The organism is Motiliproteus sp. SC1-56 (assembly GCF_017309075.1).
GTDB lineage: Bacteria > Pseudomonadota > Gammaproteobacteria > Pseudomonadales > Balneatricaceae > Motiliproteus.
This window is the reverse complement of sequence record NZ_JAEMGS010000001.1, coordinates 1-13058: the sequence shown is the minus strand read 5'-3', so window position 1 is coordinate 13058 and position 13058 is coordinate 1. Positions and strand designations below refer to the sequence as shown.

At 60.2% G+C, this 13058-nt stretch carries 16 protein-coding genes; 10 read left to right on the top strand and 6 right to left on the bottom strand.

The features are described from left to right. From JGZ97_RS00080 to JGZ97_RS00065, 4 genes are read right to left on the bottom strand one after another with little or no spacing between them, the layout of a single operon-like run. Entirely contained in the window at nt 1-696 is a 696-nt protein-coding gene (locus tag JGZ97_RS00080) for a DUF484 family protein (RefSeq protein WP_207060555.1), read from the bottom strand. A 26-nt stretch (nt 697-722) separates the two neighbouring features. Beyond that, nucleotides 723-1553: a diaminopimelate epimerase gene (dapF, locus tag JGZ97_RS00075; protein WP_207060554.1), complete on the bottom strand. Its 831-nt coding sequence runs from the start codon at nt 1551-1553 to the stop codon at nt 723-725. Between the two features lie 11 nt (nt 1554-1564). Next, nucleotides 1565-2821: a diaminopimelate decarboxylase gene (gene lysA / locus JGZ97_RS00070; protein WP_207060553.1), complete on the bottom strand. Its 1257-nt coding sequence runs from the start codon at nt 2819-2821 to the stop codon at nt 1565-1567. Beyond that, on the bottom strand, nt 2822-2941 hold the full coding sequence (locus JGZ97_RS00065; protein ID WP_207060552.1) for a lipoprotein: 120 nt from the start codon (nt 2939-2941) through the stop codon (nt 2822-2824). A gap of 114 nt (nt 2942-3055) precedes the next feature. Between JGZ97_RS00065 and cyaY the strand changes: the two genes are divergently transcribed. Continuing rightward, nucleotides 3056-3379 carry an iron donor protein CyaY gene (cyaY, locus tag JGZ97_RS00060; protein WP_207060551.1) on the top strand — a complete coding sequence of 108 codons (324 nt, stop codon included), beginning with the start codon at nt 3056-3058 and terminating at the stop codon, nt 3377-3379. 1 nt (nt 3380) lies between these two features. Here cyaY and JGZ97_RS00055 read toward each other — a convergent pair whose 3' ends face one another. Then, nucleotides 3381-4148, bottom strand: a complete 768-nt coding sequence (locus JGZ97_RS00055; protein ID WP_207060550.1) for a sulfite exporter TauE/SafE family protein — start codon at nt 4146-4148, stop codon at nt 3381-3383. Between the two features lie 316 nt (nt 4149-4464). Then, nucleotides 4465-5361 (bottom strand): hypothetical protein, encoded by an 897-nt coding sequence (locus tag JGZ97_RS00050; RefSeq protein ID WP_207060549.1) that lies wholly within the window; start codon nt 5359-5361, stop codon nt 4465-4467. 203 nt (nt 5362-5564) lie between these two features. Between JGZ97_RS00050 and JGZ97_RS00045 the strand changes: the two genes are divergently transcribed. From JGZ97_RS00045 to tatC, 9 genes are all read left to right on the top strand, one after another. Continuing rightward, entirely contained in the window at nt 5565-6197 is a 633-nt protein-coding gene (locus tag JGZ97_RS00045; RefSeq protein ID WP_207060548.1) for a thiol:disulfide interchange protein DsbA/DsbL, read from the top strand. 82 nt (nt 6198-6279) lie between these two features. Continuing rightward, a complete protein-coding gene (locus tag JGZ97_RS00040; protein ID WP_207060547.1) occupies nt 6280-7848 on the top strand; it encodes a GGDEF domain-containing protein in 1569 nt (522 codons plus the stop codon). 69 nt (nt 7849-7917) lie between these two features. After that, a complete protein-coding gene (gene ubiE, locus JGZ97_RS00035; protein WP_207060546.1) occupies nt 7918-8679 on the top strand; it encodes a bifunctional demethylmenaquinone methyltransferase/2-methoxy-6-polyprenyl-1,4-benzoquinol methylase UbiE in 762 nt (253 codons plus the stop codon). Nucleotides 8680-8724: 45 nt separating this feature from the next. Beyond that, nucleotides 8725-10356 (top strand): ubiquinone biosynthesis regulatory protein kinase UbiB, encoded by a 1632-nt coding sequence (gene ubiB / locus JGZ97_RS00030; protein WP_207060545.1) that lies wholly within the window; start codon nt 8725-8727, stop codon nt 10354-10356. A gap of 3 nt (nt 10357-10359) precedes the next feature. Continuing rightward, nucleotides 10360-10746, top strand: coding sequence for a phosphoribosyl-AMP cyclohydrolase (hisI, locus tag JGZ97_RS00025; protein WP_207060544.1), 387 nt, complete (start codon nt 10360-10362; stop codon nt 10744-10746). 7 nt (nt 10747-10753) lie between these two features. Continuing rightward, on the top strand, nt 10754-11089 hold the full coding sequence (locus tag JGZ97_RS00020; protein WP_207060894.1) for a phosphoribosyl-ATP diphosphatase: 336 nt from the start codon (nt 10754-10756) through the stop codon (nt 11087-11089). 120 nt (nt 11090-11209) lie between these two features. Beyond that, complete coding sequence (gene tatA, locus JGZ97_RS00015) at nt 11210-11455, top strand: Sec-independent protein translocase subunit TatA (protein WP_207060543.1); 246 nt, start codon at nt 11210-11212, stop codon at nt 11453-11455. Between the two features lie 28 nt (nt 11456-11483). After that, on the top strand, nt 11484-11870 hold the full coding sequence (gene tatB / locus JGZ97_RS00010) for a Sec-independent protein translocase protein TatB (protein ID WP_207060542.1): 387 nt from the start codon (nt 11484-11486) through the stop codon (nt 11868-11870). Further along, nucleotides 11867-12631: a twin-arginine translocase subunit TatC gene (gene tatC, locus JGZ97_RS00005; protein ID WP_207060541.1), complete on the top strand. Its 765-nt coding sequence runs from the start codon at nt 11867-11869 to the stop codon at nt 12629-12631. Before tatB ends, tatC begins: the two co-directional genes overlap by 4 nt. The last annotated feature ends 427 nt before the right edge of the window (nt 12632-13058 follow it).

Genomic DNA, 13058 nt, shown 5'->3' with positions numbered 1-13058 from the left:
CTAAGCGTCGTCCCGGCTCAGGCGAAACAGCACCCGGCTCAGCACTTCGCCAACGTAGTTGAGAAACAGGGTGCCCATGCTGCTGTGAAAGTAGTTGGCCTCGAAACTGCCGATGGCGAGCAGCCCCAGGTTACGCCCCTTGACCAGGGGGACTACAGCCGCCGAGAGCACCTTGTCGGCCCGGTCATCAAACAGAAAGCGGCGCTGGGGCTCGGTGAGGCTGCCGCAGATGGCCCAGTCGCTCTCGGTGAGCTCGGCGACCTGGGTTTCGGCTTCAGCGGGCGGCAGGCACTTGAGGTGGTTGCCGGTGATCCGCTGGTGCTCGTCAAACAGGATGATGCGGGTCAGGTCGCCGTTAAAATCCTGGCAAAGCCCTTCGTCCACCGCCATCACCAACTCGTCCAGGTTGTGGGCTTCGAGCATCGCCAGGATCAGGCGCTTGGTGCGTTCAAACTGCAGGTCGTTCTGTCGTGCCGCGTCCAGCAACTCATTCAGCTGGCTGCGCATCTCCCGGTTCTGCTCCCGCAGCAGGCTGGTCTGGCGCTCCACCAGTGAGATAGCACCTCCGCTGGCGTGGGGAATACGCAGGCTTCCCAGCAGCCCCTGGTGGTGGGTGAAAAAGTCGGGGTGCTGTTTTAAGAACTCGGCCACCTGGGCGGCGTCGGGAAGGGTGTTGGCGGGTTGATTATTACTCATAGGTACTGTCTGCTGCTCGGGCTGGGTCAGATGTGGATCTGGCCTTCAAAAACGGTGGTGGCGGGCCCGGTCATGACGACCGGCTGGCCGGGGCCGGCCCAGTGGATTTCCAGTTGGCCGCCCGGGAGTTGCACTTTGACCCGGTCGTCCAGAAGCTCGCGCAGCCGCCCGGCGACCACCGCCGCGCAGGCGCCGGTGCCGCAGGCCAGGGTCTCCCCGGCGCCGCGTTCAAATACCCGCAAGCGGATGTTGCGGCGGTTGACGATCTCCATAAAACCGATATTGGCTTTTCGCGGAAAGCGCGGGTGGGACTCCAGCAGGGGGCCCAGGCGCTCGACCGGCGCCTGATCGACGCTGTCGACCACCAGCACCCCGTGGGGGTTGCCCATGGAGATAACGCTGATCTCCACCTGCTCGGACTGCACGGCCAGGGTGTAGCTGTGGGCCTCGGCATCGGCGACAAAGGGGACCGCGGCCGGGCTCAACACCGGCTTGCCCATGTCGACGCGCACATGGTCACGACCGACGAGGGTCAGGTAGATCGGCCCTTTGGCTGTTTCTACGGCGATGGTGGATTTGCCGGTCAGGCGCTTGTCGGTGACGAACCGGGCAAAACAGCGGGCGCCGTTGCCGCAGTGTTCCACTTCGCTGCCATCGGCGTTGAAGATGCGGTAACGGAAATCCATGTCCGGCTGGGTGGGGGCCTCGACCACCAGCAACTGATCGAAGCCGATGCCGAAGTGGCGGTCAGCCAGTCGCTGCACCCGTTCCTTATCCAGGCGCAGCCGCTGGGTGATCAGGTCCAGGACCGCAAAGTCGTTGCCCAGCCCGTGCATTTTGGTAAAGCGTATCTGCATGCAGGTTTCCGTCAGTCCGGCAGTTGTTGCTCGCCCTGGAGCAACTGGTCCAAGGTTTCGCGGGCGCGGACCTGGTGCACTTTGTCCCCGTCCACCATCACTTCGGCGGCGCGGGCGCGGGTGTTGTAATTGGAGCTCATGGTGAAGCCGTAGGCGCCGGCAGAGCGCACCGCCAGCAGGTCGCCGGGCGCCAGGTTGAGACGGCGGTCCTTGCCCAGGAAATCCCCGGTTTCGCAGACCGGGCCTACCAAGTCCCACTCCTGGCTCGATTCGCCGTCGTCGGCTTTTTGCTGAACCGGCACGATCTCTTGGTAGGCGCCGTAGAGGGCCGGACGCAGCAGGTCATTCATGGCGCCGTCGATGATGGCGAAGTTCTTGTGGGCGGTGGGCTTGAGATACTCCACCCGGGTCAGCAAGACGCCCGCATTGGCGGCGATGGAGCGCCCGGGTTCGAGGATCAGTTCAAGGGGGCGAGTCCCCAGCTTGCTGACGACCGCCGTCATGTAATCCGAGGGATCCGGAGGGGTTTCGTCGGTATAACGCACGCCCAGGCCGCCGCCGAGGTCCAGGTGGCGGATATGGATGCCTTCCAGGCCCAGTTGGTCGACCAGCGCCAGCATACGGTCGAGAGCGTCGAGGAAGGGGGCGAGTTCGGTCAGCTGGGAGCCGATATGGCAGTCCAGCCCGACTACCTCCAAGTGCTCCAGTGCGGCGGCCTGGCGGTAGACCGTGAGGGCCTCCTCAATGGCGATGCCGAACTTGTTCTCCTTGAGACCGGTGGAGATGTAGGGGTGGGTCTTGGCGTCCACATCCGGGTTGACCCGCAAAGAGACCGGGGCCCGGGTGCCGACTTCCCCGGCGACCTGGTTAAGCCGCTGTAGCTCGGCGCTCGACTCCACGTTGAAACAGTGAATGCCCACTTCCAGCGCACGTGCCATTTCATCGGGCCGCTTGGCAACGCCGGAAAAGACCACCCGGGCCGGGTCGCCCCCGGCCTTGAGCACGCGCTCTAGCTCGCCCCCGGAGACGATGTCGAAACCGGCGCCCAGGCGGGCGAGCACATTCAGTACGCCCAGGTTGGAGTTGGCTTTGACCGCGTAACAGATCAATCCCGGGTGTGTGCCCAGCGCGCGCGCGTAGGCCTGGTAATGCCGCTCCAGGGTCTCTCGGGAGTAGACGTAGGTGGGGGTGCCGAACGCCTCCGCAATCTGGGCCAGGGGCACATCTTCGCCAAACAGCTGGCCGTCGCGGTAATTGAAACTATCCATTTAACTGCCTGTGGTTGCCGACTCGGCAGGCGGTGCGGGCGGCGGTAGGAAAAGGTCGCCTTTTTGCCCGCAACCGGCGAGCAGGGCGAGTCCCAATACTGTGATGGCCAGCCTGCGCATAGCACTACTCCGAGTCGTGGTCCAATCGAACGGGCCATTATAGCGGCTGGGTTACGCCTTGCCCATTGTGCCTTATACTAGGCAGTCCCTAATTTTGCAGTGTCGAGACAGGCGATGACCGAGAGTGAATTTAATGCACTGGTAGACGATACCCTGATGGCGATCGAGGAGGTCCTGGACGAGGCCGAGAGCGACCTGGATCCGGAAACCTCGGGAGGAGTTTTGACCGTGCGCTGCGAGAATGGCTCGCAAGTGATCTTTACCCGGCAGGTGCCGGTGCGTCAGCTTTGGGTCGCAGCCGTCAGCGGCGGATTTCATTTCGACTATGATGGGGCAGAGGGGCAGTGGGTGCGAGATAGCGATGGCCGTAAGCTGGGCCCCTTTCTCGAACAGGTTTTTGCTGAGCAGGCCGGCGAAACATTCACGTTTGATCTCTGAGTCAGCCTGCCAGGCTGGTGAGGGCGCTGTAGAGCAGTCGCACCGCCAGCAGGGTCAGCACCAGCTTGAAGCCGCGGTCGAACAACCGGTTGCTCATTTTTGCCAGCAGGTGCAGGCCAATCCAGGTGCCCGCCAGACCGGAGGCGATCATCATCAGCACCAGCCCCAGCCAGTCGGCGAAGGCAAACCCGAGCCAGCCGAATACCAACAGCTTGAATCCGTGCTGCACGCTCATGCAGGCTGAAAAGTTGGCGATGCGGCGATGGCGGTCGTCCGAGGCCTGTTTGGCGAACGCCGCCACCAGCGGACCGCTGGCGCCAACAAACATGGAGGTAAGTGTGGTCAGCGCTGCAGCCAGGCGAAAGCGCCAGCCAGTGAGGTGTTTGGATTGGAGCCGTGGCCCCCAGGTCAGATAAAGCACGAACAGGGCGATGCTCAGTTGGATCGCAGCCACCGGTAACTGCACCACCACCAAGCTCGCCAGGGCCGCCCCCAGGGTTGCGCCGAGCAGAAAATCGGTGAACAGGCGGCGGTCGACGTGCTGCCGGGTGAGCAGGGTGCGATGGCCGTTGGCGCCGGCCTGAACTAGGCCGTGAACCGGAATGATCGCCACCGGTGGCAATATGCTGGCGATAACGGCGAGCAGCAGGACGCCGCCGCCGACACCTAGCACCGCGGTCATCGTCGCGGTCACGAAGCTCGCGGCCAGCAGCAGCAGGGTCTGCGCAGGGGCTAGGTCGGGGGGGAGAAGCCAGGTAATCCAGTCCATCAACGGCTCGGCTGAAAAGAGAAAGTAACTTCAGTGTGCCGGTTTATGTCAGGCGCATCCAGAGGTTACAGCCACCCAGCCTTGTCTCTACGACTTATGGCTAATGGCACTGAATCCGCGTCCCTCTATGATGTCCCTCGCATAACAACAAGAAAGTCCACGCCCTGATGAGGGTAGCAAGAAAAAAAACAACGGTGGGGACGCCGAGCGCCTGATAAGAACAACAAGAAGTGGGCATGAAAAGAGGACCTTCGGGTCCTTTTTTTATGCCCGTTTTTTATTCACGCTCCTGGATACCCGGGGGCTAAAGACACGATCAGCCGGGAATAAAAACCCCGCCCCGGCGAATGGCCTTGATCAGGCTTTGATTGCTGGCCTCCTGGCGTTTAACGGCTGTCTCGAAGTCGCCGCCCCGTGCAGCCGCCTGGGCTTCGGCGTATTCGCTGCGCGCCTGGGCCTGGAATGCCTCCATCTGTGCCTGAGTGGCGGGCGCCAAGGATTTTTTCTCGGTCAGGAGTTTAATCAGCATGGCGAACGTCTCGTAGCGATCAAGCTCGTAGCGGTACTCTTCTTCTTTGTTGGCGAAGTTCAGGCTGCGCACCAGCGTTTCCCGGTTGCGCAGCGTGGCAATGGCGGTTTTTACCGTGACCAGGGCCTCGTCCAGCTCGGCGCGGGCGGCGTCCAGAGCGCCCCGGTCAGCCAGTGCGTTTGCTGAGTGCTGATGGTGGTGAACCTGGGTTCGAATCTCCTCGGCCAGCTCCTTGCGTCCTTTCTCTTCGCCGATCGCCACCAGTGCGCCGAGCAAGGCATCGAGGCTGTCGTTGATATGCTTGAGGTCTGCACGACGCTTTTCTTCCAGGTGCGGGCTCGGCGCGTCGGCCTCGATCGCAGGCCCCGAGCCACCGCGTACTGCAGCGATGCGGATTTTCAGGTCGGTAAAGGCCTCTTCCAGCAGGGCAGATGCCTGCTCGTTTTGACCCTTTTCGGCCAGGCGCCGGGCTTCTTTCTGGCGCTGTTGCACGCTGTTTAGCGTGTCACGGGTGGCGGTATCCGGTTTGCCTTCGCTGATTCGCTCGAGCGCCTGGTAAAGCGCAGACAGACTGGCATCCAGATGCTCGATTCGGGCGGCATCCGGTGCAACATGGCTTGCTGCGTTGCCGGTTATCGCGACCAGCAACAAAAGCACCGCGAGGGTGTACTTCGAATAGCTCATTGATTCATCCTTGATTCATTCTGAGTTCAGCTTCCGGTAGCTACGTTAAGTATATGCGCAGCTACACTGAATTCCATGTGAGTTTAAGGGGTTATGCGCAAGGCTTGCCTCACAAGGCCCCCGCAGGGGAAAATTCGGGCCGAACTTATCGGGGATCCGTGGTTCCAAGCACGCGATTTTATTGATTAAAGGGGAATACAGGTATGTTGAAACTACTCAAGCGCATGGCGTTGATCCTGGTGTTGCCGGGGTGGGTGCTGACGGCCCAGGCCGCTCAATACACGGAGGGGGTTCATTACGAATCACTGCCGCAGCCGGTGCGTACGCAAGACCCCAGCAAGGTGGAGGTAGTGGAGGTGTTTGGCTACTGGTGCCCCCACTGCAACAACTTCGAGCGTTACCTTGGTCCCTGGAAGGCGCAAGTGCCCGAGTATGTCGACTTCAAACACATTCCAGTGGTGTTCCGTCCCAACCAGCAGGAGGCGGCCAAGGCTTATTACCTGGCCAAGACCCTCGGTGTCGAAGAGCAGCTGCACCCGGCCATGTTTGACCAGTACCACCGTATTCGTCGCCCGATCAATACGCGCGAGCAACTGGCCGAGCTCTTTGCCGCCTTCGGGGTCAGTCAGGCGGACTTTGACAAGGCCTATGACTCCTTTGCCCTCAATGCCCAGATGAGCCGGGGCAAAAAGAAGGCGCAGGAATACCGCATCAGCGGCGTCCCTTCGATGGTCGTCAACGGCAAGTACCTGGTCACCGCGGAAAAAGCAGGCAGCCAGCGCGAGATGCTCGAGGTTGTCGACTACCTGGTCGAAAAAGAAAAGGGCGGCTTGTAAGCGCTGAGGGGCCATTGGCGGCCCTCGGGGGCATTGGCTATGATGGCGGGCGGTTGCAGTATCGATAGAGAGAACCACGATCTTGAGTCAGATTCCTGATGATGCCGACATCGGCGCCTGGAAGCGGCGCTGCCTGGAGCTTGAGCAGCAGCTGGAAACCGGTGAAGCGGATGTTGAGACGCTGGGAAAGACCTTGCAGCGTCTGTGTGCCGTTGCCAAAGGCCTCGACCAGGAGCTCGACAGCCAGGTCTTGCCGCTGCAGGCTGCGCTGAAGCAGAAACCCTTTGATCCCCGCTTTCGTAATCAGGCCGGTGCGCTTGAGCGGGGCATCCTGGGCTACTTCCAGCGTCGCGAGGAAGGGGTGAACCGCTCTCTGGAGGCGCTCCGGCAGCAGCTCACCCAGCTGGACGAGCTGCCGTTGGCGGAAGAGGGGCGTTCCCGGCTCGATGAGTTGCTGCAATCGCTCTCGGAGCGGGTTGAAAACTACTACGAATACCCCCGCCTGCTGCATGAAGTCGCTTTGCTTCAGCAGCAGGCTCTGCGCACTGTGGCCGCGACTGCGCCAGGCAGCGATGCGGGGGAAGCCGCTGAAGCGGAAGAGGAGCTTCAGCTGGTTTCGCTTCGGATCGGAGGGCTGCTGATCGAGCTTTTGGAGCAGCTCTCGGTGCCCGTCGGGCTCCTGCCGCAGGCCCGCAAGTTGATCACCCGTATTGAGTCCGGGTTTGCCTGGAACGAGCTGGAGTCGCTGTTCAGTAATGCACTGGAGCTGGCCCTAAAGTCCGCAGTGACGGGGCAGGAGGAGTTCGAGAACTACCTCGCCGGGCTGAACGCCCAGCTGCACGATATTCAGGAATTTCTGGGGGCGAGCCGCCAGCACCAGACGCTGGTGCGTAACAATGCTAACCGTCTGGATACCACGCTGCGCCGGGATTTTGCCCAGGTTGAGCAGAGCTTGGATACGGCGCAGACCCTGGATCAGCTGAAACGCTCCGTTCGTCAGCAGCTGGGGGACATCGTCGCGGCCATGGACCGGTACCGGGAAGATCAGGCTCAACGAGAGCAGGAGACCGAAGCCCGGCTGGCGGTGATGCAGAAGAAACTGGCGGGCATGGAGGCCGAGGCCAAACGGGTGCAACACCACCTGGAAGAGCAGCGGTTGCGCGCGCTCTCTGACCCGCTCACCGGCCTGCCCAACCGCGCAGCCTATGACGAGCGGGTAAAGCAGGAGTTTGCCCGCTGGGCCCGTTATGCCGGGGAGCTGACCCTGGTCGCCTGCGACTTAGACCGGTTCAAGCAGATCAACGATACCTTCGGTCACCTGGCCGGGGACAAGGTGTTACGCCTGATCGGCAAGCTGCTTCCCATGGGGATTCGGGAGACGGATTTTGTCGCCCGATACGGCGGAGAGGAGTTTGTCCTGCTGCTGCCTGAAACCAGCGCCGAGCACAGCCGGGCGGTGATGGAAAAACTGCGGGCGAAAATCGCCGCCAGTCCTTTCAACTTCAAGGGTGAGCCGGTGAAGATCACCATGTCGTTCGGTATCGCAGAATTTGGCCCCTCCGAGACCCCGGCGGAGGTGTTCCACCGGGCGGACAGCGCGCTGTACGAGGCCAAGCGCAAGGGGCGTAACTGCTGCGTCATAGCTCCCTGACGGGGAATAGGGCTATAATGGCCGCTTTTTATTCCACCCGGCTTTTGGCCCACTGACCTCAGAGCGCTTATGAACAATCCGCACGACGCCTCCAATACGACCCATTTCGGTTATCGGCAAGTCGATATCCATGAGAAAGAGCAGCGGGTTGCCGAGGTGTTCCACTCCGTGGCCGCCAAATACGACATCATGAACGATTTGATGTCCTTCGGAGTTCACCGTCTGTGGAAAGCGTTCACCATCGAATACAGCGGTGTCAGGGCGGGGCAGCGGGTGCTGGATATTGCCGGCGGCACCGGCGACCTTACCCGCAAGTTTTCGCGTCTGGTCGGTCCCCAAGGGCAGGTGATCCTAGCCGATATCAATGACTCCATGCTCAACGTTGGTCGGGATAAGCTGCAGGACAGCGGGGTTAGCGGCAACGTGCGTTTCGTCCAGGCCAACGCCGAGGCCCTGCCTTTTCCGGATAACTACTTCGACTGCATCACCATCGCCTTCGGCTTGCGTAACGTGACCCACAAGGACCGTGCGCTCGCCTCCATGAAACGGGTGCTCAAGCCCGGTGGACGCCTGCTGGTGCTGGAGTTTTCCAAGCCGATTCTGCCGATTCTGAGCAAGGTCTACGACACCTATTCATTCAGCTTGCTGCCGATGATGGGCAAGGCGGTGGTGAACGATGCCGACAGCTACCGTTACCTAGCCGAGTCCATTCGCATGCACCCGGACCAGGATACCCTGAAGGGAATGATGGAAGCGGCCGGGCTGGTCCGCTGCCAATATCACAACATGACCGGTGGTGTGGTCGCCTTGCACAAGGGCATCAAACCCTAGGCGCCGCCCCTGCTCCCAAAAGACTGTTGTTGAAGGCCCGAAGCTGTGTCCCGATTGCTCCGTCTACTGAAAATTACCCGCGTGGTGGCCCGTTATCGCCTCGACAACCTGTTCGATGGCTTGCCGCTGCCTTGGTACGTGCGCGCCTGGCTGATGTTGGTCCCCTGGCGCTATCTTTGGCGCTGCCAGCGTCCTCGCGGTGAGCGCCTGCGTCTGGCAATGGAGGAGCTGGGGCCGATTTTCGTCAAGTTCGGTCAGATGTTGTCCACCCGGCAAGATCTGCTGCCTGAGGATATCGCCGCAGAGCTCACCCTTTTGCAGGACCGGGTGCCGCCCTTCTGTGGAGAGCGCGCAGTTCGGATTGTCGAGCGTGCGCTGGGGCAGACCGTGGCAGAGCTGTTCAGCGAATTCGACTCCACGCCGCTGGCCTCTGCCTCCGTGGCGCAGGTCCATACCGCACGCCTGCATTCCGGTGAGGCCGTCGTGGTGAAAGTGATCCGACCGGGTATCAACCGAGTGATCCGCCAGGATGTCAGTCTGCTCTTTACCCTGGCTCACCTGGTTCAGGCCGTATGGTCGGAAGGTCGGCGCCTGAGGCCGGTGGAGGTGGTGGCCGAATATGAAAAGACCATCTTCGACGAGCTGGACCTGCGTCGCGAGGCGGGTAACGCTTCCCAGTTGAAGCGTAACTTTGAAAACTCCCCGATTCTCTATGTGCCGGAGGTTTACTGGGACTATACGCACCGCGATGTGCTGGTCATGGAGCGTATCTACGGCGTGCCCGTTTCCGATGTGGCGTCCCTCAAGGCCCAGCAGACTGACTTCCGCCTCCTGGCCGAGCGGGGGGTGGAGATTTTTTTCACCCAGGTGTTCCGTGACAGCTTCTTTCACGCCGACATGCACCCGGGCAATGTTTACGTTTCTCATCAGCATCCCCAGGATCCGCAATACATCGCGCTGGATTTTGGCATCGTGGGCTCTTTGACTCCTGAGGATCAGAGCTATCTGGCCCGTAACTTCCTTGCTTTTTTCAAGCGTGATTACAAGCAGGTGGCGCAGCTGCATGTCGAATCCGGCTGGGTGCCGCGGGATACCAATGTCAACGATTTCGAGTCGGCCATTCGCAGTGTCTGCGAGCCGTTCTTTGAGAAGCCGCTGAAAGAGATCTCCTTTGGTCAGGTCCTGCTTGGGTTGTTCCAGACCGCCCGCCGGTACAATATGGAGGTGCAGCCGCAGTTGGTGCTGCTGCAAAAAACGCTGCTCAACATTGAGGGGCTGGGACGGCAGCTGTACCCGGACCTGGACCTCTGGCAAACCGCCAAGCCCTTCCTCGAAAAGTGGATGCGAGAGCGGGTGGGTGCGCGGGCGTTGTATCGCAATATGAAGGAACGCGCGCCGGAATTGATTGAGCACCTTCCCCAGATGCCGCAGCTTTTTCATGGCGCTCTTCAGCAGCTTAAGCAGCTGGAGGAGCTTGAGCTGGCGGCGCGGGTGAATCCCGAGCCAAGACGGGGTTGGGACGTGCACTGGGGACGCCTTGCCGGCCTGGTTGCTGTCGGGGCTGCCCTTTTGAGTGCTCAGGTTGTGACCTGGCCGCAGGTGGAGGCGATGCCCCCGGCGAGTTGGGTGCTGGCCGCCGCCGGCGTTGTTCTGCTGAGTCTGGAGCGCAGGAGGTAAGGTATGAGCCTAGCCTGGCTGGATGAAATTCAATGGACCCCTGACGGACTGGTTCCCGCAATTGCCCAGGATTATCGCAGTGGCCAAGTACTGATGATGGCCTGGATGAATCGTGAATCTCTGGCGCTTTCCGTGGCCGAAGGGCGCGCCATTTACTGGTCACGCTCAAGGGGGAAGCTTTGGCGAAAGGGCGAAGCCTCCGGTCATGTCCAGAAGCTTCATGGAATGCGGCTGGATTGTGACAGCGATGTGATTCTCCTGCAGGTCGAGCAGCTGGGCGGCATTGCCTGTCACACCGGCCGGGAGCACTGTTTCTACAAGGCGTTGCGTGACGGGCAGTGGCAGCCGGTGGAGCCGGTGATTAAAGACCCGGATTCAATCTATGGGTAACCCAATGATGACAGACCAAGTGTTGGGCGCCCTTGCCCAGGTTCTGGAGGCCCGGAAAGAGGCGCCGGCAGAGAGTTCCTATGTGGCGAGCCTGCACGCCAAGGGGCTGAATAAGATCCTAGAAAAGGTTGGCGAAGAGGCAACCGAAACCATTCTGGCGGCCAAAGATGCGGCATCGTCGGGCAGGACTGACGAGTTGGTTGGTGAAACGGCGGATTTGTGGTTTCATAGCTTGGTTATGCTGTCCCACCTGGGCCTGGGGCCTGAGGATGTGCTCAACGAGTTAGGCCGTCGCTTCGGTCTGTCCGGCTTGGAGGAAAAGGCCTCGCGTGGGCAGAAGTGAGGGCTAACGGGCCGCACGACGGCTGATAAAAGAGCGTTCGTTACCGGGAGGAACAGATCGCCCCTAGAGGCGTGACCCGGCTTGAGTGCCTGGACCAGGCAACCTGATAGGAGAATAAATATGGGCTTTGGTGGTATTAGTATCTGGCAGTTGCTGATCGTCCTGCTGATTATCGTCCTGATTTTTGGAACGAAGAAGTTCCGCAACCTCGGCGGCGACCTGGGTAGCGCGGTTAAAGGGTTCAAGAAGGCCATGAACGAGGACGAGGAGAAAGAGCCCAAGCAGATCGCCAAAGAGGAAAAGGACGCCGAGTTCACGGACACTACCGCGCAAGCTAAAGAGCAGGAGAAAACCCCGGAAAAGTGACCGTGGGTCACGGCAGTCGGGTTAATCCATGTTTGATATCGGCTTCACAGAGATTCTAATCGTCGCCGTGGTCGCGCTCATCGTACTGGGGCCGGAGCGGCTGCCCACGGCCTTGCGGACGGTGGGTTTGTGGGCGGGGCGGATCAAGCGCACCATCGGCAGTGTTCAGAAAGAGATTTCGGAAGAGCTGCGGGTCGAGGAGATGCGCCGGGCGGCCAAAGAACAGCAGGAGAGGCTGGAGTCGGGCATGGAAACCATGCAACGCCCCTTCCACGAGTCTCTGCGCGATGAAATTCTGCCGACAGGCAAACCTGAAGCCGGTCAATCCGCTAGCCAGGATAAAACTCAGCTCGAGCCGGAGCCCGCTGCCGAGGCGTCCGCCGCGCCTTCTCCGTCGGATACCAAACAATCATGAGCGAAAATCAGTACGACCCCGCATCCGAGGACGCGGTGCAGCCGCTGGTGTCCCACTTGGTGGAACTGCGCGACCGAATCCTACGCAGTCTTCTGGTCGTGCTCGTCATTTTTCTCCCGCTCTTCTATTTTGCCAACGACCTCTACGCCTATCTGTCCGCGCCCCTGACCGAGCTGCTTCCCGAGGGGACCAGCATGATCGCCACGGACGTGACCTCGCCGTTCTTCGCACCCTTCAAGCTGACGTTGGTGCTGGCTATTTTTGGCGCCATACCCTTCATCCTGCACCAGGCTTGGAGCTTTATTTCGCCGGGCCTCTACCAGCATGAGAAGAAGGTGGCGATACCGTTGCTGGTCTCCAGTATCGCTCTGTTCTATTCCGGGGTCGCGTTCGCCTATTTCGTGGTGTTTCCTCTGATCTTCGGCTTTTTCACCAGCACCGGTCCGGAAAACGTGGCGGTGATGACCGATATCAGCAGCTACCTCAACTTCGTGCTGAAGCTCTTTTTCGCTTTCGGCATCGTGTTCGAAATTCCCATCGCCACCCTGTTGTTGCTTTGGAGCGGGGTAACCACGGTAGAGAGTCTGCGTGAGAAGCGGGCCTACGTTATCGTCGGCTGTTTCGTGATCGGTATGTTGCTGACACCGCCGGACGTAATCTCCCAGACGTTGCTCGCCCTACCTATGTGGCTGCTTTTTGAAGCGGGCATTATCATGGGCCAGATCTTTTCCCCGAAGGGCGCCGACGAGGAAAGTGCCTAGCCTACAGTCGGCAGGTGCGGATGAGCCCACCGGGGCCTCCAATCACTAAGTTTGCCTTTTTCTAAAAAAGTCGTTGACGGCAGGAAACGGGGCTGTAGAATACGCCCCCACGTTGTCGCTGAGGCAGCACACGAAGCCAACCGGCAGACAAGTTTTCAAACAAATTTCTCTGCAAAACAAGTTGACTTCGAAATTGGTTGAGATAGAATCTCGGCCCCGCTTGAGGAAAGCGGAACGCTCTTTAACAAATCGACCATGCAATTCGTGTGGGCGCTTGCCGGGATAGGTTGTAAAGACTTATCGAAGCAAGTGACTCGTGAATTCATAGAACTATTCGTACTTACGAACAGTTAAGTATTCCAGTTTTTGCTTTGAGCTAGATTTTAGTCACTTTCGAGTGGCGACAAATTTAAACTGAAGAGTTTGA